The following is a 20956-nucleotide window of genomic DNA, read 5'->3' as shown; positions in this document are numbered from 1 at the left end:
CCGCGCATGCAAGTCATGCACGGGAGCAGTTTCCGTCTTGTCTCGATCAGCAGGGCCTTCTCACTTGCGCCCTCGCTCGCCCATCAGGACCCGTCCGTTGCCTCCGCGGCCAGTGCCCCGGTGGATGCCACCTCCGCTTCTGGCGTTTCCGCGGCGGCCGCAGGCGCCGCAACCACCGTCTCCGCGGACGCGGATTCCGCGGCCGCCCGCGCGGCTTCCGCGCTGTGATTCGTAGGCACGAGCGGCATCATTGCATCGTCAAAGTCCACTTTAATGTCCAACTCCATGGCGATTTCCACGACTTCCGCCACGACCTTGGAAGGCGCTCGCGGGTGACGGCGCAAGACGAGCGTGATATCCTCCCGGTCTGTCACGCTCTCGAGCGCTTTTCGCAGCTCATCCATTGTCACGGGCTGGCCTTCTGAGTGGACGCAGCCGGTCTGCCCGATAGACACGCTGACCTCATGTTCGCCATGGGTAATCCGGTCGCGTATCCGCTCGTAGAAATCCTTCCGGTTATGCCGGTGCCGCGCGGCAATGTCCTCTTCCGCGTCCGTCAGCATGCTCGCCTCGGGGAATGTGTGTTCGTCGACGATCGTCGGCGTGAGGAAAATCATGAGCGTGTTCGTGTCGGAAGATTTCGACGGATACTTGAACAACCGCCCCACGACGGGGATGTCGCCCAGAATAGGCACGCGGTTGATGTTCTCGCCGGCGCTGCTCTGGCGCAGCCCGCCCAGGACCACCGTGTCCCCGCTGTGAATGCGCAACTGGGTTTCCACATTGCGCGCCTTCACTTGCGGCGCTTTCCGTGACGAGACCGTGTCCTCCGTGCCGGTCGAATACGACTCGATCTCGACAAGCTCAGCCGAACTGTCTTCCGCCGCTATGTCCAGCAGAATGTCGTCCAGTTCGGTTATTTGCGGCTTTACGCGCAAGATAATGCCAACATCGATGAACTCGACCCGGCTGTACGCGCCGCCATACCCACCGTAGTAGCCGCCGTATGAAGATGTAGCGGAGGCATAGGGCACGCGCTCCGCGTTCTCGAATATGGCTTCCTCGCCATCCTGGACAGTCACCCGCGGCGCAGCCAGGATGGACAGGTCGGTCGTGCGGTCCAGATAGTTCAGCGCGGCGCCAATCTGGTTGCCGCGATAGTGGTCGATGATCGTGTTTCCGGCGATATCGGTCAGCAGCGGCCGCGTGATGTTGCCCTCCGCGTCCAGTTGCAGGTTGCCATACAGGGGCACGGCATAGGGCAACTGCCCGTAAGTGATCACGTCGGCATTGACCCCCGGGAACCCGCCCGTCGGGCTGTTGATCGCCACGGGTCCGGCGTTCGCGTTGTCAAAATACGACCAGCGGATGTTGAATTCGCGGGCCACGGACTCGCCCACGTCCACCAGGAACGCTTCGATCATGACCTGCTGCCGCTTGATGTCCCAGACCTTTATCAATGCGTCGATCTTGTCGAGACGCTCCGGCAGACCGGTGACGGTGACCTGGTGCACCATGTCGTTCACCATGATTTCGCCCATTTCGCTGGGTATATACGTCTCGATTTGGTCCGCAATGAACTCGATATCCGCGTACTGAATCACCCAAGTGCGCGTCTCGAGTTCGCGGTCCAGCGTCTCGATCAAGGAGGCAATGCGCGCTTGCCGCTCCTGCAAATCCGTGACGACGATCGTGTTATACCGCGGGTCCACCTGGATCAGCCCCCGTTCGGAAAGCAGAACTTCCAGACTGTCAACGAGGTCTTCGGCGCTTACATGCTTGACCTCGTAGGTAACCGGCTCGATCGGGACATCCAGCCGCGCTACCGCTTCCGCGACGCGGTCGAGCACGGCGGGGCTGTCCCACACGAAGAACTGCGCCGTCCGCGGGTCGGAGACAAAGCTGCCATTCGCGGACAAGAGCGATGTGACCACCGCCTCCACGTCGGCAAGGTCAGCATAGCGCGCCAGAAACTCCCGTTTTTCGAGAGGAACATCCAATTCCTCAAACGCTTTCTTCATCTGCTCCAGGTTGTCTTCCGTATCCCAGACATAAACGAGGTTCGTCCGCTGGTCGGTGACTATGCGCCCGGCTTGAGACAAGAGCGAAGAAAGCATGGATTCCGCATAGGTGACATCCGCGTGAACGACCTTAAATTCCGTAGGCGTTGGGGAGACCTTCGCGTATTTCTCGGTGAGATACTCCTCTTTCGTCATCACATAGAGGTACTTGTTCTGCTCGTCCCATTCGTAGTAGATGTCGTGTTTTTCCAGGACTTTCAGCGCCTGTTTCGGCGTGGTATCAACCAGATAGAAGCTTAATTGAACCGCATTGGCCTTCTCCGTGGAAATGATGTTCCATTCCGTAGAGAGGTGGATGAGCGAGAGGAACTCAAGGACCGTCATGGGGCCTTCTTCCGTAATCAAGTTCTCGGCTCCTGCGTCGGGGACATCCGGGTACTCCACCTCATGTTCAAACGCTGGTTCAAAACTGGTCGTGCTGATGACGTTCACCCCCGCCGCCGGTCCGCGTGGCAGCCCGCCCGCAGCGCCCAAGCCGCCCGGCCCCGCCCCGGCGCCCGCCCCCGGGGCTCCGGGAAGACCCGGCGCGCCTGCTCCCTCCGCTGCGCCGCCGCGCCCGGCCGCGCCAGGCCCAATCACCGTTGGCCCACCGCCCCCCTCGCGGCCACCAGCCTCCCGCGGACCGGGAGGCTTCTGCTCCTGGGGCTGCTCCTGCTGCGGTTGTTCGGAGGGCTGCTGTCCCTGCTGGGAACCCGTTCCTTGCTGCTGCTCCGTATCCCTGTCCCTGTCGCTTCTCCGGTCTCCGAAGCGGCCCGTTCTCGATCGCCCCGGCTCATTTGGCTGGGAATCCCCATATTGGCCGCTCTGGTCATAGCCGCCCGGCTGCAAGCGGATTGGCCGCGTAGACGAGGGCAACGACGGTCGAGGACGCGGCGTGTCGGGCGTCTGTTGCCCGTAGGCGTCTTCCGGAAAGAACTGGGCGGTCGCCGGAGCGAGGAAAAGCAGAATGACGGCCGCGAGCCATCGCGCCTTATGCACAGACTTGCATGCTGATTGGCTGCTCGCGCCGGCGGCGTCCGGAGATTTTCTGCTCATAGTCACCCCACTTCGTGTGGTCTTGGCTTGCTACACCACATTATATAGCGCACACGACCCGCGCCACACAAGCACGCGGGTTCGAAACAGTCCTTTCCCACAGCGCAGTTCATGGCGCACACGTCTCCTTCCGGCCCCGCTTGCCCGTCTGTCTCATTGCTCAACGCGAGCGGTCAACCCACGGCTGACAGGCGCGGCGCCCTTACTGTCGCGGCAGAGAGTACGTGAGTACCTCATTCTTGGCGGGCCAGACCAGCGTAAACACGACCTCCGTCTTTTCCACGCGCTCGATGGTGCAACCGTTTATCGCATCGCCGACGCTGTAGTAATCCCCTCGCGGGTTCTGAGGGGTAACGATGCGCACCTTATTGCCTACGCCACGCCGCGTAGGATACACATCTTTGAGCATCGCGGCCATATCGGGCCGCTGGGGCGGCGGCGGCGGCGGCGGCGCAGGCGGGGGCGGGGGCGGCACCAGACCGCTCCATAGTTTGGCATTCGCGGTGATATTCTGCTCCCATTCCGCCCAAGGCCAGTCCATCGTCTCCTCCGCAGCAGCGTGCTTGGGCACCGCCGCGAGCCGCTGTTCGAGAAGGGCGCGGTCTTCCTGCTTGACATCATGAACCAGCCCCAGCGCCAAGAGCGCGCCGGCCACAACCAACACGCCAATGCCAATATACATGCTAAGCCGTTCCATAGCTCATGTCATCCTGCGGTATGCCACACTGCTGACGAGCACTTCACTGTCCGCTTCCTCAAGCGTCAGGTGCGGCACTCGCATTTTCGTCAGTCCGCCCTGGTCGGGCAGGGCGAATTGAATCCGGTAGATATAGGGGACGCCGTCTCCGTTCAATGTAAGTTCGCCTTCGAGGTTCTTGCCCGCGTCCTCGTCGTAAATGCGTAAGATGACGGCGCCTTTCGCAGACGCCTCGAACTGCAGTTCGTAGGCGCCGCCCTGCAGTTCCACAGGGAAATAGCACGCGCCCCGCGGCCCTCCCGACGACACCTGCACGGCTGGCTTGCCGCCCAAGGCGGGCAGGGAGGCCGCGGCGATGCGGCAGCCCTTGCTGACCCAGCCTTCCGGCTGCTGCGCGGCATAGGTCCAGGGCGGTTCGGTCCGGTCCACAATAATCCGCGTGATATCGATATCCGCCGTAACCCGGTCGTCCAGGAAGTTGCGCTTCATGTTGAGGCCATCGATGCGCAGGGACTGTGGGCTGGCCTGGAGGCGCTCGAGGTAGCTGATCAATGCGTGCAAAGGCACGTTGGACACCTTAACGCCAATGTGGTATTCGCGAAAGCCTTCCTCGCTCTCTTCCAGCGTGCCCTCCCCCAATTCCGGCAGATTGACCAGGAGTCCGGAATCGTTTTCGACGCGGTCAGCAACGCCTTCCGCATTCAACGGCGATGGCACGTTGTGCGCGAGCCGGTAAATTTCGTTGCGCAGGCGGTCCAGGATCTCCGCGGCCGACCATGCACTCGAATGCTGCGCGGAAACCTCGCGATATTCCGCCTCGACGGCCTCGCGGCGCGCGACCTGGTGGGTATTCTCCACTATCGCGTCCTCAAGCAGCATAATCGAGCTGTCCAATTCCTCGATGCGATCCCAGCCGCGGCGCAGTCCAACCGCGGCAAGAAGCGCAACGGCCAGCGCGAACACGAGACCAGCCAACCTTTGTTCCCGCGGCGAAAGCTTGCGCCAGAGATCACTTGCCGAGCGAAGCATCTGCATTCTCAGCCTCTTTCTCCTCGAACGGAATGGTGTAATGGTACTCCCAAATCCGCTTGTCCTGTTCCGGGATATTGTCGTTTTCGTACATGCGCGTCGCACCGAGAAACTGCTCCAATCCCGTCGTCTTCCCGAGTTCGCGCAACGACTGGCCAAACCCGTTGATCAGGTCCAGCGACTCCGCTCGCCCCTTGACCTCGATCCCATCCTCGTGGTCAAAACGGAACTCGGTAAGGTTCAGTCCTCCGTCCGGCGCGGCGCGGCAAACGTTCGCCAGGTATTGGAGCACGGAACCGGAAGGCCGCACTTCGCGACGGATGATCCGCAGTTGCTCGCGCTTCTCCACGACGCCGCCCGCGCGCGCCGCGAGACCTTGCAGGCGCGTCTCGAGCTCGACGCGGTACGCCTCCCGCTGACGCACCTGCTGATAGAACCACAGCCCAACCGCCACGAGAACCAGCGTGGCAAGGAAACCCGCCTTAAGCGCCTGACGCTTCACCACGCGAATGCGCTGGTCTTCCTTCACGGATTCCGGAACGAGGTCGATAAGCACCTCGCCCCGGCCCTGCGCGAGCAGCGCGGCGCCCAGCGCCGACAATGCAGGAGCAGCAAGATGTTGGGCACCGCTGCCGACAAGAGCAGGAAGAAAATCCGCAGGCCGGCATTGAACCGCCGTCTCCGTCTCCAACCCTTGGGCCAGCGTCTCGACGAACGCCGCATCGGCGGCCAGATAAACACGCTCGACCTCGTAGCTATCTGGCGCTTCCCGGCGGTACGCGGACAAGGTCGCCCGCAGTTCCACGCTCAGTTCCTCGAAGATACCCGCCACTTCGCCATCGGGCGCATGCCATTGCTGACCGGACGCGACGCCGCGGCCAAACATCAAATGCCCGTCCCGGTCAAACGTGAGCGCTTCCAGCCCGCCGGAGGCCAGGTTTACCAGCGCGAAATCGCCCGAAGCGTCCGGCCTGGCCTCTGCCACGGCCGTGGCGAGGCATGCCGTGCTCAAGTACACATGCTCGGGCACGATGCCCGCTCCGGCGAGCAGACGCATGTGCCCTTCCACCACGTCCCTGTGCGCAAACGCGGCCAGCACGCGCGCTTCGCCCGTGGGCAGCAGACGAAGCACGCATTGGCTGAGCATGAGTTCTTCAGCGGTATAGGGAACGTATTCTTCCGCGCTGAACCGGATCATGCTCGCTATTTCTTCCGGCTTGTCGCTGGGCAGCACCAGAATGCGGGTCGTGATATCGTGACGCGGCAGGATCGTGACGACGGCATCATCCGCCAGGTGGAACCGGCCCGAAAAATCGCGCAACGCAGCCTCGAGCGTGCCATCCTGCGCCGACCACGCGCCGTGTTCCTGGTCAAAGGCGAGAATCTCGAGCTTGCCCGGCTTCGACAGCACGCGCATGCGCGAGATCAACCGCTCGTCGCACTGGACAATACTGATGTGATTACTGTTACGCGCCAAGGGGCCTCTCCCGCCAATCCAGAATGCTGGCCTGTCCTTCCATGACCACTACGGTAGCCGTCACGCTTGCCCGCACCTGGCCATTTCGTTTCGTCGCGATGCCGGTAACCGTGTAATACGTGGAATACAAGTCGCCGTACCGTTTCAGGGCAGTCAGGGATTCCCCCGAAATGCCCGTACGCTCGACAAAATCGTTCCAGTCCAGGAATCCCACGTCGTCTTGCGTGCCAACCTCTCCGTCGGGTCCGGCGCGATAGCCTAACACGGCGTTGATCGCCTGATCATCACAGTCCGGGATGCACTCGAGCACCTCGCGGCGCGCCGTGTTGATATTAACCCGTTCGGTGCCCACCGTGGTAAACAGGTTGCGCAGGCCCGTTTCTTTGCGGTCGCCGTACCACTCTTCATAATCAACGCCGCGCATGTAGCGCAACTCCTCCGGTGCGTGAAACGGCGCCGGGCCCTCGCCATCCTGTTCGCCCTCGGTGCGCCGCGCCTTGATTCGCCGCAGCACGGAGCGGTCCAGCGCTTCCACCTCCTCCAGCACCTCGAAGGGAATGCTGTTCAGATTCATCTTGGCCTGTTCGTCCTCAATGACAAACGCGCACGTGTCGCCTTCGACGCCTTCCTTGCCCTCGAATATGCCTTCGGAGAACAGGTCCATAGGCTTGGCCCATTCCTGGCCCAGGTGCGTCACCGGCGGGTGGTCCATCTCCGCCATGTCCGTGACCGCCTTGTTGCGCAGGAGCAGGATCCCCCGGTACACGGCGCCGCGGGCCATCAGCATGGCCTGCGTCTGGTCGAGCGCATAGGCCGCGGCGCGCTGGTCCATCAGCGAGCGCCGCCCGAAGCCCACCGTCACGACCGTAAGCACGGCCAACACCCACAGCACGACCAGCAGCACGAATCCGTCTTCCCGCCTCGTCATATCAAATCCCCCAGCATCTTCTCGAGATCGCGAAGCGGATAATAAAACGTGCGCGTGTGCAGCGTGCGCAAGACGTCAAAGGATATCTCGCGGTCCGGATTCTCGGGGTCGGTCAGCGTCAGGCGAGCTTCGATGGCCTGCGGCAGCCCCCAGCCCTCCTCGTGGCTGTCGACAACCAAATGCTCCGTGGGCTGGGGCGGTTCGTTTTCATAGCGCTGGTCCGGCGCGGGGATCCAGTAGTATCTCAGTTCGAAGTCGCGCACATGCGTCGCAATGACAAACTCGCGTTTGCGCTTCAGCTTGATTTTGCCCGGTTCGACCGGTTTGCCGTCCGGCGGGCGGTTCGGCAGCGCCATCTCGACCAGGGCTTCCTCCCGGACCAGTTCTTCGCCGGTGCGGTCAAATCGATAGCGCACACGCATCAGGTGCGGGCCTTCGGCCTCCTCGACGTCCATCGGTTCCGCCACCACGAACATCGTCACTTCATCATCCTCGCCGGTGAACAGGTAGCCCGCCTCATCCATCAGATTCTCTACTTCACGCTCGAAGACCGCGAGGGCCGTGCGCGCAACCTGGTGCATGTCAAAGGCGCCCTCGGAACGCCGCCAGGTGCGCATGGTCGAGCTGAAGAGCGTATACACGGAAGCCATGACGAGGCTGAGCAGCGTCGCCGCGACAAGCAGTTCGGCCAGTGTGAAGCCGTTGTCCTTACGGCATCTGGACATCATCGCGTTCGCCTTCCGGCAGCCAGAGACGCTCCGGTGGAATCAGGGTCTCGCCCGCAATCTCGTAATCAAAGCCGCGGCGGGACCACAGGACCGTCACCGCAATGCGGCCCATGTATTTCTTGAACATTTTATAGAACCGTTCCCGTTCTTCTTCGGTCAGGGCGGGCGGCAGCGGCGGCGCCGGCACGGGCACCTTTGTGATCTCCCAGCGGCAGCGGAATCGCTCGTTGTCGCCCTCGAACTGCCCCTCGCCCGAGCCGGGCTGCATCTCCAACTGCAATTCCTTCTCCGCGATGACTTTCTCAAGCAGAAACTTGGCCGTGGTGAAGTCCTGGGCCCGGGCGCGCATGAAGAGCCCCTGATTCATGCCGTTGTATACGACCACCAGGCTGATGCTCAACAGACCCATGGCCACGACAGTCTCGAAGAGGATATACCCGGCGCGGCGCGGCACGGTGCGCTACCTCCGCGTCTGCGGCGTCTCGACCTCGAGCTTGCCGACGACGCCGGTGGTTTCTATCGTGGTGCGCTGGCGCCGGTTTCGCGCGTCAAGCAGGTCGACCCGCGCGATATCACATGCCCCGTTCGGATAACAGGCAATGAAGTAAGCGCTCCGTTCCCGGTCTTTCCGCGCCTTCACGCGGTCGACGGTCAGTTGTTCGGGAAACTCGCGCAGACGCCCATATTCGCGCGTTTCTTCCGTGAACACCTTTTCGCCTTCCTCCACACCCGTCATGTACATGACCCAGAACGTGTTTTCCTCCTTGTCAATGTACAGGCGGTACTCCCGGGCATCGGTTATGGCGCGCTCCTGCACAAATTCAATCAGAGAGATAAAATCGCTCTGCGCGCTGCGCATGCGCATGGAAGCCATTGAACCGCCGTAGACCGGCACGACCATGCCGGTGAGAATGGCAATCAACGCCAACACCACCACGAGTTCGAGCAGCGTGAACCCATTCCCCGCCGGCGCGCCCCCAGCCTGCGGTTTGGGGACGTTTCGGAACGTGACGGTCATGTTCTTGGTGCTCAGCGGGTCGCCGCTTCCGTGTTGAGAGTCACATCGTCCTCGGTGCCCGGCTGGCCGTCCGGACCAGCGGAGAAAACATCGAAGTCATCACTGGTGGCGCCGGAAGGCGGCGTGTAAATGTACGGATTGCCCCACGGGTCATTGTTCAACTCGCGGACGTACTTGCGATTCCCGGAGACCAGGTCTTCAAGACGCTGCGGGTATTTCCCATTGTCGATCTCATACGCGGAAATGAACCCGAGATAGGAACTGATGTCCGACCGGGCCCGGTTGATCCGCGCTTCCGTCGAACGTCCGCCGAAAATCGGCACGACCGCGCCGGCCAGGATACCGATAATGACCACGACCAGGATCAGCTCGATAAGCGTGAAACCTCTGTTATCCATGGCAACCTCCAGATGCAGGGAAAGGCCTTCGCCTTCCCCTCCTTTATAATACGACAAACTGGCCCGTTTTGGGGACGCCGCCTACCCGACGTTCGCGCTCAACGTCAACATCGGCAACAACATGGCAATCACGAGAAAACCGATAATGGCGCCCATGAACACGATCAACAGCGGCTCAAACAAGGCCGTCAGTGCCTTCACCGCACGGTCCACCTCCAGGTCGTAGGCATCCGCCAGCCGCTTGGTCACGTCGCCGATGCGGCCGCTTTCCTCGCCTATCATGAACATGCTGACCACCAGCGGCGGGAAATGCGGCGTCTGCGTCATGCTCTCGCTCATGCTCCGCCCGTCGGTCACCCCCTCGAGGATAGAAGCAACCTCGTCGCGGATCACCGCATTTCCCATCGTGTCGGCGGTCGTCCGCAGCGATCGCAGCACCGGCACGCCATTCTCGAGCAGGGTTCCGAGCGTCCGCGCAAACCGGGCCATCTCGTATTTCTGGACTACCGTACGGACAACTGGAATGCGCAAGAGCAACGCATCCCTGTGACGGCGGCCCACCTCCGTACGCAGATAGTACACGAGCCCGGCAATGACCAGACCCACCCCGATCAGCACGGCCCACCAGTACGAACCCATGAACCCGCAGACTGCCATGACGATCTTCGTGGGCATGGGCAGGTCGGCGTTGAAGTCCTTGAAAACCTCGATAAACCGGGGAAATACGAAAGAAATCAGAATGAAAACCGCTATCGAGCCGATGAGCAGCAGGAAGGCCGGATACACCAGCGCGCTAAGCGCCTTGCCCCGCAGTTCCTCCTGTTGTTCGCCGAAGGCAACCAGGCGCCAGAGTACTTCCTCGAGCATGCCGCCCGTCTCGCCCGCGCGCACCAGATTGCATTGCACCGCGGAAAAGACCTCCGGATGTCTCTCCATCGCTTCGGCGAAACTGCTGCCCTTCTGCACGTCGTCGCGGAGCGTATCGATGAGCTTCGACATCTTCGGGTTTTCCGCCTGCTCGACCAGGGTGCGGAGCGCGCGGGTGATGGGCATGCCGGACTCGATGAGGTTGGCCAGCTGGCGGAAGAAGACATTGCGGTCTCTCAGGCGTATGCGGACGAGCGCCTGTCGGAGCACGTCCTTCTTTTCTTCCTCGCCCGTGTACTCGACGACGCGAATAGGGAAATACCCCATATCGCGGAGACGTGCCGCGGCGGCGCGCTGGTTTTCCGCTTCGAGTATGCCCGTGGCGGATTCGCCCGGGCCCTTCTTGACCTCATACTGGAATTGCGGCATCGCCCGTCTCGATGATCGCGCCCATCGTCTCCGCGTCTGCCGTCACGCGCAACACCTCTTCGATGGTGCTCAAGCCTTCGTAAACACGGCGCCACCCGGACATGCGCAGCGTCTTCATGCCCTGTTCCAGCGCCTTGCGCTTGACCTCGATCGATGAACTCCGGCGCGCGGTAAGCTCCTTGATTTCATTGGTAAACGGCAACATCTCGTAGATGGCGATACGCCCGCGGTAACCCGTGTGCCGGCATGCGTCGCAGCCCTCGCCTTTCACGAACTGGCCGCGCTGCACCTGCTCGGGTGTAACGCCGAATTCCTCGCGCAGCACCTGCGGGTTCGGCGCGCAGGGCGCGCTGCAATTGCGGCACACGCGCCGCACAAGACGCTGCGCCATCGAGGCAATCATCGTGCTCGCGATCAGGAACGGCTCAACCTCCATGTCAGTGAGGCGGGTCACGGCCCCGGCCGCGTCGTTCGTGTGCAGCGTGCTGAGCACCAGGTGGCCCGTCAGGCTCGACCGGATCGCCATCTCAGCCGTCTCATAGTCGCGGATTTCGCCCACGAGCATGATATCGGGGTCGTGACGCAGCATGGAGCGCAGGCCCATGCCGAAATCGAAGCCGATACGCGGCAACACCTGCATCTGGGTCACTCCGCGCAACTGATATTCGATGGGGTCTTCAATCGTGATGATTTTGCGGTCCAGGTTGTTCAGTTTGCTCAGCGCCGCGTATAGCGTCGTCGTTTTGCCGCTGCCCGTGGGGCCTGTCACGAGGATAATCCCGTGCGGTTTCGTGATAAAGGACTCGAACTTCGTCAAGTCCTCGGGCAGGAAGCCCAATTGGTCCAGCGTCAGGAACATCGACGCCCGGCTCAGAATGCGGATGTTTACCGTCTCCCCGTGTGGCGTCGGCAGGATCGACACGCGCAGGTCGTATTGGCTGTCGCCGAACCGGGCGAGTATCTTGCCGTCCTGCGGGAGGCGTTTTTCCGCGATGTTGAGGTTGGCCATGATCTTGATGCGCGAGACAATGGCCGCGTGAAAGCCGCGAATGGACGGCGGCGTAGGCACCTGATGCAGGATGCCGTCGATGCGGAACCGGACGCGCAACTGGTCTTCAAACGGCTCGATGTGAATGTCGGTGCAATCGGAATTAATGGCCTCGAGGATGAGTTCGTTCGTGAACTTGATGATGGACGCATCGATGTTCTCGTCGCCGAGGTCCGCGCTCATGCTGGTTTCGCCCAGATTGACGACGAGCCCCTGCGATTCCTCGCTGATGAGGATCTTCTCCATCGTGTCCGCGCCGACGCCGTAGAGCACCTTCGTCGTGCGGTCGATCTCCTCGGGCGTTGCCACCGTCGCTTCGATGCGCCGCTTCAAGACGAGCCGGATATCATCGAGCAGCTGCGCGTTCAGCGGGTCGCTTACGGCAACGACGAGCGCGCCATTGCTCTCCGCAATGGGTACAAAGCCGTAGTGGGTCGCAAACCGGGCGGGTACTTTTCGCGATACCTCTTCCGGAATGGTCATCTTCGACGGGACAACGTACCGCAGTTCGCAAAAGGAAGCGAGCGCCTGATACACCTGCTCAGCTGTGGCAAAGCCTAGTTGCTGGACCACCTCGGTCAGCGTAGCACCCCGCTTGCGCGCCTCGCCCCGCGCGCGTTCGAGACGGTCTTCCGCGACGACGCCGCTGGACACGAGGAATCGCTCAAACGATTTCAGGTCGGGCACGCCGTGGTTCCTCTGCGCGGTGCGTAATCCGGCCGCGCGGCCCGTTGGGCCGTTCAGCCGCAACTTATTATATTTCAGCGGGTTAAGCTATACGCATCGCATGCGTGCGATACGTGAACCCGCCGCTGCGTCTCTCGTAGAAATGGTAACAGACCGCCGCGGACTGCCGCAAACGCCTTGCGCCGTCCGGGCCCGCACCCCGGTGCCGTGTGCCGCCGGAATCCCTTACGGATTCGCCAGCCGCGCCAGCGCGGCGTCCGCCATTGGCGCCAGCACCGGATGCGCGCTCCGCGACACGTCCTGGTACATCTCCCGCGCGCGCGGCAAATTGCGCGCATCCTGCGAATACGCGTCGCCCAGGCGCAGGTTAACCTGCGCAACGGCGACGGGATTCGCGCAACGGGCCCGGACGCGCTCGAGCGCCGCCGTCACCGGCATGTCGCCCTCCGCGCCCGGACCGTCGACAATCCGCCTCATTTCGTCCAGCGCCACCCCGGCCACAAGTTTGCCGGGATACTGCGCGACCACGGATTCCAAGTCCGCAAAGCCTGCGGGGCCATTCCCGCGCGCGGCATCCAATGCGTACAGCGCCTCGAAGTTTTCCTGCCAGCCTTCGACCAGCAAATCGAAGCGGTCTATGCTCTCGGGACTCGACTTGAACGTCTCAGGAAACAGGTTTCGGAGTCTCACATAGGCGTCAAAAGCCCGCGGATAACGGCGCAGATGGCAAAACTCGATCTCGGCGAGGCGGGCCTGCGCCACACCGGATGCGGGGTCGCCCGGATGGGCCGCCATGCTTTCCTGCAGCAGCTGCATCGCATCCGCATAGGCGTGCTTCTCGACAAGCTGCTCCGCTTCGCACACCGCTTCCTCAACCGGTGAATCGGCGATTGCCCCGGCAGGCAACTCCGTGTCTGTCGCACCGCCGGAGACGGTCGCGGCCGGCGGTTCCACGGCAACGGCGGGCATTGGCGCAGTCGCCAGCCGCTCCGAGACCGGGGAAGACGCGAACGGCCCCGCCACGACGAAGAGCAGCGCCGCGACGATGGCCGTCGCGGCTGCGCCGTAGGGCAGCAAACGCCTGACCGGTGCGCGGTTGGAGCACTCGGCGGCGCGGGCCAGCAGAGCCGGAGCCATGTCGCCGCTCAACCGCGCGGGTTCCCGCGGGATGGCTGCAACGGTCCGCCGCATACCGGCCCATTCCGCGCGACAGAGCCCGCACTTTTCCAGGTGTTGCCGCAAGGCTTGCTCTTCGTCCTCGCCGAGCGGCTCGTAGAGTGAGGCCACAAGCAAGGGGCGTACGCGCCGGCACCCCCCTGCCAGCCCCCGCATCGCGGACCATAGACCCGCGTCACGCATTCCCATATTGCGCGGCTCCTATCTTTCTCTATTGTTCCGGACCCTGAAAATCCGCCAGTTCCTTGCGCAATTTCTTCAGCGCACGAAACAAATGCACCTTGACGCTGCCGACCGTGCAGCCCAATTGCTCGGCAATCTCCGCCAGCGCCAGACCTTCATAATGCCGCAGGATGAACACCGTACTCTGCGACGGCGACAACCGCACCAGCGCCTCGCGCACACGCTGGTCAATCTCCCGCGCGCGCACCGCTGCATCCGTCGTCACCGGCGCGGTTTCCGCGGTCATTCCGTCGCGCTGCGCGCGCGACGCCTCCTCGAGCGGCTCATGCCGGCGCCGTTCCCGGCGTCGCAGGTGGTCAATAGCCTGATTGCGCGTCAACCGCAACAGCCACGGCAGAAAACCGCCGATGGGCCGCCAATAACCAATTTTCCGGAACGCCTTCAAGAAGGCGTCCTGCGCCACATCCAGCGCGTCCTCGCGGTTGCCCGTCAAACGGTACGCTACCGCGTACACGCGGCCCTGATGACGCCGGACCAGCTCCTCGAAAGCTTCCCGGTCCCCGGCCTTCAAGGCGAGGGCCAATTCGCTATCGCCTTGGGCCGAGTGGTCCATCTGTCCTTCCTGCTTCATTCGTGAAAACGTGCCGCATCTGTAAAAGGTTTACATTTCCCCGCGACTTTGCCGCGCGCAAACCAAGAAAACCCAAACAACCCAAACCGCCAAAGGGACTTCCCTGTTCCCGCCCTTTACCCGTCGAGACGCCCGTGAGTATACTGCACGCGGGCGCGCGGGGAAACACGCGCAAAGCGGGAGGAGCCATGACCGCACCGGCGAACGGCGCAACCATCCTGGCCATCGAACAGGATACAAGCACGCGCAACGTAATTCGGGACTACCTGGGCCGCGCGGGTTTCACGGTGCGAACGGCGGTCAACGGGTGGGAGGCGGCAAAGCGGCTGAAGGAATGCGCGGTGCATCTGGTCATTTGCCGTCACGATTCCGCGGACGTGGACGGCTCGGGCATCCGCGAGCGTCTCATCCTGAATCCCGAGACGCGCGATATCCCGTTCCTTTTCCTGGTGCCCGAAGACCAGCCGGACGAACAGGTGCGCGCACTGCGCAGCGGTGTCGACGACTGTATCGAAACGCCTTTCGACCCGGTGGTGCTGGTGGCGCGGGTGCAGGCCGTTATTGAGCGGCGCGAGAGTTACCTGCGCATGGCGCGTGTCGACCCTCTCACACGCCTGCTGAACCGGCCCACGCTCTTCCATGAAATCGGCGAGGAATTGAAGCGGGTGGAGCGGTATGCCCGTTTTGGCAGCCTTTTGCTTCTGGACCTGGACGATTTCTCGGCGGTCAACACCGGGCACGGGTTCGAGATGGGCGACCTGCTGTTGACCTGCCTCGCCGGGGTAATCCTGACGCGCATGCGGAGCGTGGATATTGCGGGCCGATTGTCGGGGCAGCGCTTCCTGCTCTACCTGCCCGAAACGGACGAGAACGGGGCAAGCCGTCTGACGCAGCGTATCGAAGAACGGCTGTCGGTCGTAGGGGACGGTATCGCGGGCATCCGCGTGACCTTCTCGAGCGGCATCGTAAGCGTGCCCGCGCACGGCACGGCGTTGGAGCCCTTGCTTGAGCGCGCCGAAGCCGCTCTCACGCAAGCAAAGGCAGAGGCAAAGGGCTCCGTGATCATCTGGTCAGACGCCGCGGCCACGCCGCCTTCCCCGCAGTAGGACGGCACAACGGCAGTCCACGCGCAAAGCCTTCAGGGCCGGCCCACAAGCAGCGCCAGGTCGATGTACTGGCCGCCGCTATCTTGATGCGTGTGCGCGGCGACCGTGTTTTCGCCGGTCACCACGGCGCCGCGGAATGCGCCCGTCACGTCATACCCGTCGTAGCGGTCGTTCCAATGGTCTCGTTGCCAGATGGGTTGCCCGTTCAAGAAGACTTCGGTCGCGTTGTCAAAATGGAGCACCAGCGCGGCGCTATCAAAGGCCGCGCCGTCGAACGCGAACCGCTGCCGCAGCCAGATGTCATCGCTTTGCCACTTCGTGCGGATGCGGCCCATCCACTCCCCTTCCTTATGGCCGAACGGCGCCAGGCCGGTGTTCCACTTGCCGTCGTCGAAACCCGGTTGCCGCCAGCCGTCCCCGGGCGCATCCGTCGTGTACCGCCAGGGCCGGGCGAGGTCGCCGTCCGCCAGAGCGCCGACGAGCACTGTCCAGACATAGCTGGCCGGGCGCACGGCCAGCGGCGGGTCCGCTTCGTAGGCCGCCTTCCGTTGCAGGGCCTCCCGTAGCGGCGCCACGTCAAACTTGGGGCTTCGGTCGTACATGTAGACCCCGTTCTGCTCTTGCTCGACGTTGGTCAGTTGCGTGTAGCACAGGCCGAAGAGGTACCGGCTGTCCAGCGCCGCCGCCGCGAGACCTGCGAACCGCGCGTAGTAGGCGTCCAGGCTCTCCGGCGTGTTGCCGTAACCCCAGGCCTCTTTGCTGAGCGCCCAGCCAATCCCGCCATACTCGCTGATCATGAACGGCACGCGCGACGGCGTCGCCGACCCGTAGCGAGCGGGCAGCCCCATGTCGAATTGCGCCGCATAGCCGTCCACCCAGCGCGCCCGGAACGTCTCAGGGTTCTGGTCATAATCGTGAACGTCAAGCACCTCGGGGTCGGCGATTGTGTGGGCGTAGCCGCTGCTCTCGATGATCGGGCGAGACGGGTCAAGTCGCCGCGTCATCGTCACCACCGCCGATTGCAGCGTGCCCGAGATGGGGTCGGTTTCATTGAACGGGCACCACCCGATGACCGACGGATGATTCCGGTCCCGCACCACAACCTCGACCCATTCCTGAAGAATGGGCGCGTTCACGGCGGGGTTGGCGTAGTTCGCGCCGAAGCTCGGGTATTCGCCCCAGAGCAAGTAGCCCAGGCGGTCCGCCCAATAGAGCAGCCGCGGCTCGAATACCTTCTGGTGCAGGCGCGCGCCGTTGAACCCCGCCGCCATCGACAACTCGATGTCCCGTTTCAGCGCTTCGTCCGTCGGCGCGGTCCAAACCCCGTCCGGGTAGAAGCCCTGGTCCAGCACGAGCCGCTGGAATATGGCTTCCCCGTTGACAAGGACCGCCGCGCCCTCGATGGTAATCCGGCGGATGCCCAGGTAGCTTCGCACTTCGTCGACGACCTCGCCGTCACGCAGCAGACGCAGCGTCAACCCGTAAAGATGCGGGTCGCGCGGCGTCCATTGCCGCGGCGACGCAATCGATAACACGAGCCGGTTATCCCGCCAGACGGCCGCAGTCCGGGCCGTGGCGACAGCGGCCGCATCGTCTTCAACCTGCGCCTCAATCGTCAAACCTTGCGCGGGACCGTCGAGGTCCACTTCCAGGAGGGCCTGCTGCATGTCAGGCCCGGTCTCGACCCGGAATTCACGGATGTACGTGTCACCCGTACCTTCGAGCCAGACTGTCTGCCAGATGCCCGTCGTCGGCGTGTAGAAAATGCCATGACTCTCCCCCGTTATCGATTGTTTGCCCAGCGGCTGCAGGCCGCTAGCCGTGTCGTCGAACGCATGAATGACGACCGTGTTTTCACCGCCGCGGTCCACAAGTTTCGTGATATCGAAGGCAAACGGCGTATTTCCCCCCACGTGTTCCCCCGCGACTTGACCGTTCACCCATACCCGTGACCGCCAGTCGCACGCGCCCACATGCAGCCGAATCCGCGACGACCGCCATTCCGCCGGCACGCGGAACGTGCGCCGGTACCACACGTTCTTCACAAATCCTTTCCGTTGCAGGCCGGACAATGCGCTTTCGCGGCAGAACGGCACAACAATCCGGTCGGGGTACGCGTCCGCGCCAAGGAAACGTTCCGTTTCATCGGCATCGGTCTCGCCGAACTCCCATACGCCGTTCAAGGTCAGCCATTCCGCCCGTTCACAATCCGGGCGGGGGTGCTCGGGGCGCGGCATTTCCTCAGCATTCGAGACTGCGCAGAGCGCGCCGCAAGCAAGCGTTCCAATGACCACGCACACAACAGGCCTCATGACAGGTTTGCCTCCTCAGCGCTTTGGCGGGTCTGGTCTTCTCCCCGCATGACCCAAGCCCCTTCCCATCGACTCATCCCAGTATGGCTGCGGCAAAGACCAGAATCAACAGCCATTCCCCGGCCGGTCTCCCCCGCTATACCCCACAGCGGACGCTGCGTGTCAGTCCCACGCGAAACGTTTTTGTGCAGGCCAGCGCAATGGTAATCCCAAATAATTCTGCATGCTCTTGGTATGATCCCGGCTGTCTTTCGGCCCGCCGATAGGGTATAATCCCCAGTGAGCAGGTTTCATACATTGTCCTTACATAGGTGCTGGGAGTGTGTTGTCATGGCCGCTATCATGCGTGATTCAAGGATGTCCGGGCGGTTCTGCCTGCTGGCGGGGATTGCGGTCTTGGTGGCAGCGGGCACGGCGGAAGCGGCCATTCCTCGCATTCTGTATGTGGGCGATAGCTGGACCTACGCGCCGTGGAACCAGGAACCGAAGGCGCTGCGCCACGTCCTGCAGCAAGTGGGGCTCGGCAACTACGAAGAGAACGGCGAATTGGCGCTTCTCCGGGCGACGGCGGCCGATTGGGACACGCCGGACGTCCTGAACGCCATCACGCAGAAGCTCAACCAGTACCCGACCATCGACATCGTGCATCTGAGCCTGGGCGGCAATGACCTCAATGTGGGCGTGGCGGGGGATTTCAGCGACGGGCACATCGACGCGCTGGTCGGCTCCACGATGAACCACATCCGCAACGTCGTCAATCACTGCCTGAGCGTGCGGCCCAATATCCGCGTCGCGGTCTGCGGCTACGATTACACAAATATCGCGGAAGGATACGAGTGGGGCACATGGCAGAACCCGTACAACCCCTATGAAATCATTATCTACGTTTCCGCCATCGAAGACCCGACCGCCATATTCCTCGCCGCGTGGGGCATCCACGTACAGATTTTCCTCCCGGATTTTCCATGGTTGGGCTGGACCACGCCGCAACAGGTCGAGCAGAATCAGGTCAAGGTCAACAACGTCTTCATCGAACTCGAACGGCGCAAGAAAGACTTCGCGCTCGCCACGGAGCGCGTCGCGTACGTTCACAACTTCGGCGTGATGCAGGGCTGGTACGGCATACCGAGCCTATACCTCCCGCCCAGCGCGGCCTACTTCCCCGACGGGCCCGGAAACGGCTACGCCGATTTCCCGGGCGGCATGAGCAACCGGTTCAGCCCCCGCGAGGCCATGGCGGGCACAAACGACGTCGACCCCATCCACCTGAGCGACAACGGTTACATCCACTTGATGGAAAACGCGGTAGCCCAGGTCTATTTCGACTGGCTGGCCGATTCGACGCCGCCGACGGTGACGAGCATCACGCGCGCGCCGGGCGCCGCGAATCCGCCCACGGGCGCTACGGCCGATTTCACCGTCACGTTCAGCGAAGGCGTGATCGGCGTTGATGTCGCCGACTTCGCGCTGGACCTTGCGGGCAGTCTCAGCGGCGCAGCCATCCAGAGCGTGAGCGGCAGCGGCAGCGCGCGTACCGTGACCGTTGCCGTGCCCACGGGCGACGGCCTGCTCAGCATCGACCTGATGGATAACAACACCATCTACGACGGCGTCTGGATGCCGCTCGGCGGCACAGGGATCGACAACTTCACCACGGGCGAGCGCTACACCATCGGCGCGGGCGCGCCGGAGCCAGAGGAGCCCTGCGACCACTTGGCGAAGCTGGACGCGCAGGGCGCCGCGCTCTATCCCTATCTGAGCATGTTCTGGGAACTGGGCGATTTCGATGAAAACGGCATGGCCGACAGTTGGGAAGCGGCGGCGCTTTCCGAGGTGCTGTGCGACCCGGCGTATCCCCTGCACGCGCAACTCCAGGATGCTTACAACACGACGGTAGCGGGGCTGCGCAGCGAACTCTACTACGATGCCTTACTGCGGCCCGTCGAGGATGCCGTGGCGACGCTGCTCCTTCTGAGCGGCCCCATGAACACGAAAGTGCGCGATGGCCTGGGCGACGCGCTCACGCTGCCTTACATTCCGTTCACGGTGAACGTTTTCGGTTCGTGGATCGAGCCGTTCGCGGCCAATTCGGACATCGACGCGGATGGGCAGACGAACAAGCAGGAATACGACCTGATTCTCAGCCTCTTCGGCACGCGCGCGGATTACGTGTATGCCGTGTTGCACGCGGCGTGCCCCGAGGGGCTGCGCAAGGACTTCGCGGGCGCGCTCGACTACGTCTACCGGCATCAGATTGAGATTCCGTTTGTCGATCCGGTCTGCCTGATCTGCGAGGACCCGATGACGGCGGACCTCGACCGGAACGGCATCGTGGATTACGCGCACGCACTGCTCGAGGACGCGCTGCTCTTTTGCGCGGACACGCCGCACTTCGAGGCAGCCGCGGTCGCCTACTTGCAGAACGAGGTTGTCGTCAAGGCCTATCTCGACCAGTTGTGGGACGCTCTGTCCGACGAGTACGGCGTGCCCGTAGACCAGATCATCGATGTGCTGGTGGATACGGATAAGGTCGAGCGCGCACTGACCGGCCTCGTTACGATCGGCGAACCGGCGAGCATCGCGGCCATGATTGCCCTGTTTTCGGAATACGGCATCGACGTTGACGCCAGCCTTTTCAACCTGGCCGCGGAACCCGTGCTCGGGTCACGCGGCGACGCCGACGATGACGGCGTGTGCAACCTGTCGGAATTTACCCCGGTGTCGCGCGACCTGGCGGGCTACGTGACGTTTGCCGCAAACGCGCTCAACCCCGGCGTGACGACGAACGGCGGCGGTTGCGACAGCGAGGAACAGAACAACGGCGAGGAACCGGCGGCGTGCCCGGTGCTTGAGACGATAGACGCGGAAGGGACGGCACTGTACGCGGCGCTGGGCGGCTGGGCGGAAACGGACCTCGATGAGAACGGCATGACCGACAGTTGGGAGGCGGCGCTGATCGCGGACGTACTTTGCGACGCCGATTTCGCGCACTACATGGGCGCGCGCAAGAAATACACGGGCAATTTGCAGCGCCTGATGAATGATGGGCGGTATGCGCTGGTGCAGGATTACGCGCACGTGCTGGCGGCGCTGATGACGGTGAGCAACTCGCACTCGGAAATGTGG

16 protein-coding genes are annotated in these 20956 nt (G+C 62.9%); 2 read left to right on the top strand and 14 right to left on the bottom strand.

Going from position 1 to position 20956, the window contains the following annotated elements; genetic code table 11:
* Window positions 1-83: 83 nt before the first annotated feature.
* From KA184_03495 to KA184_03435, 13 genes are all read right to left on the bottom strand, one after another.
* Window positions 84-2426, bottom strand: a complete 2343-nt coding sequence (locus KA184_03495; GenBank protein MBP8128619.1) for a hypothetical protein — start codon at window positions 2424-2426, stop codon at window positions 84-86.
* 892 nt (window positions 2427-3318) lie between these two features.
* On the bottom strand, window positions 3319-3813 hold the full coding sequence (locus tag KA184_03490; GenBank protein MBP8128618.1) for a hypothetical protein: 495 nt from the start codon (window positions 3811-3813) through the stop codon (window positions 3319-3321).
* A 3-nt stretch (window positions 3814-3816) separates the two neighbouring features.
* Window positions 3817-4848 carry a hypothetical protein gene (locus KA184_03485; protein MBP8128617.1) on the bottom strand — a complete coding sequence of 344 codons (1032 nt, stop codon included), beginning with the start codon at window positions 4846-4848 and terminating at the stop codon, window positions 3817-3819.
* Complete coding sequence (locus tag KA184_03480) at window positions 4823-6319, bottom strand: hypothetical protein (protein ID MBP8128616.1); 1497 nt, start codon at window positions 6317-6319, stop codon at window positions 4823-4825. The genes KA184_03485 and KA184_03480 overlap by 26 nt, the downstream gene beginning before the upstream one ends.
* Complete coding sequence (locus KA184_03475) at window positions 6309-7247, bottom strand: general secretion pathway protein GspK (protein ID MBP8128615.1); 939 nt, start codon at window positions 7245-7247, stop codon at window positions 6309-6311. Before KA184_03475 ends, KA184_03480 begins: the two co-directional genes overlap by 11 nt.
* Window positions 7244-7975 (bottom strand): prepilin-type N-terminal cleavage/methylation domain-containing protein, encoded by a 732-nt coding sequence (locus tag KA184_03470; protein MBP8128614.1) that lies wholly within the window; start codon window positions 7973-7975, stop codon window positions 7244-7246. The genes KA184_03475 and KA184_03470 overlap by 4 nt, the downstream gene beginning before the upstream one ends.
* Window positions 7956-8429, bottom strand: a complete 474-nt coding sequence (locus KA184_03465) for a hypothetical protein (protein ID MBP8128613.1) — start codon at window positions 8427-8429, stop codon at window positions 7956-7958. The genes KA184_03470 and KA184_03465 overlap by 20 nt, the downstream gene beginning before the upstream one ends.
* A gap of 6 nt (window positions 8430-8435) precedes the next feature.
* On the bottom strand, window positions 8436-8993 hold the full coding sequence (locus tag KA184_03460; protein ID MBP8128612.1) for a prepilin-type N-terminal cleavage/methylation domain-containing protein: 558 nt from the start codon (window positions 8991-8993) through the stop codon (window positions 8436-8438).
* An 11-nt stretch (window positions 8994-9004) separates the two neighbouring features.
* Window positions 9005-9391 (bottom strand): type II secretion system major pseudopilin GspG, encoded by a 387-nt coding sequence (gspG, locus tag KA184_03455; protein MBP8128611.1) that lies wholly within the window; start codon window positions 9389-9391, stop codon window positions 9005-9007.
* An 81-nt stretch (window positions 9392-9472) separates the two neighbouring features.
* Window positions 9473-10687 (bottom strand): type II secretion system F family protein, encoded by a 1215-nt coding sequence (locus KA184_03450; protein MBP8128610.1) that lies wholly within the window; start codon window positions 10685-10687, stop codon window positions 9473-9475.
* Entirely contained in the window at window positions 10668-12422 is a 1755-nt protein-coding gene (locus KA184_03445; GenBank protein MBP8128609.1) for a type II/IV secretion system protein, read from the bottom strand. Before KA184_03445 ends, KA184_03450 begins: the two co-directional genes overlap by 20 nt.
* 225 nt (window positions 12423-12647) lie before the next feature.
* Complete coding sequence (locus KA184_03440; protein ID MBP8128608.1) at window positions 12648-13787, bottom strand: zf-HC2 domain-containing protein; 1140 nt, start codon at window positions 13785-13787, stop codon at window positions 12648-12650.
* Between the two features lie 22 nt (window positions 13788-13809).
* Complete coding sequence (locus KA184_03435; protein ID MBP8128607.1) at window positions 13810-14394, bottom strand: sigma-70 family RNA polymerase sigma factor; 585 nt, start codon at window positions 14392-14394, stop codon at window positions 13810-13812.
* 206 nt (window positions 14395-14600) lie between these two features.
* On the opposite strand from KA184_03435, the gene KA184_03430 reads away from it, so the two are divergent.
* Entirely contained in the window at window positions 14601-15518 is a 918-nt protein-coding gene (locus KA184_03430) for a diguanylate cyclase (protein ID MBP8128606.1), read from the top strand.
* A gap of 32 nt (window positions 15519-15550) precedes the next feature.
* On the opposite strand, the gene KA184_03425 is transcribed toward KA184_03430, so the two are convergent.
* Window positions 15551-17830, bottom strand: coding sequence for a beta-galactosidase (locus tag KA184_03425; protein ID MBP8128605.1), 2280 nt, complete (start codon window positions 17828-17830; stop codon window positions 15551-15553).
* A gap of 330 nt (window positions 17831-18160) precedes the next feature.
* On the opposite strand from KA184_03425, the gene KA184_03420 reads away from it, so the two are divergent.
* Window positions 18161-20956 (top strand): hypothetical protein (locus tag KA184_03420; GenBank protein MBP8128604.1); only part of this gene is annotated, 2796 nt, incomplete at its 3' end.

Source organism: Candidatus Hydrogenedentota bacterium, assembly GCA_018005585.1.
Classification (GTDB): domain Bacteria; phylum Hydrogenedentota; class Hydrogenedentia; order Hydrogenedentales; family JAGMZX01; genus JAGMZX01.
Note: the sequence above shows the minus strand (reverse complement) of the source record. Positions and strands in the feature narration are given on the sequence as shown.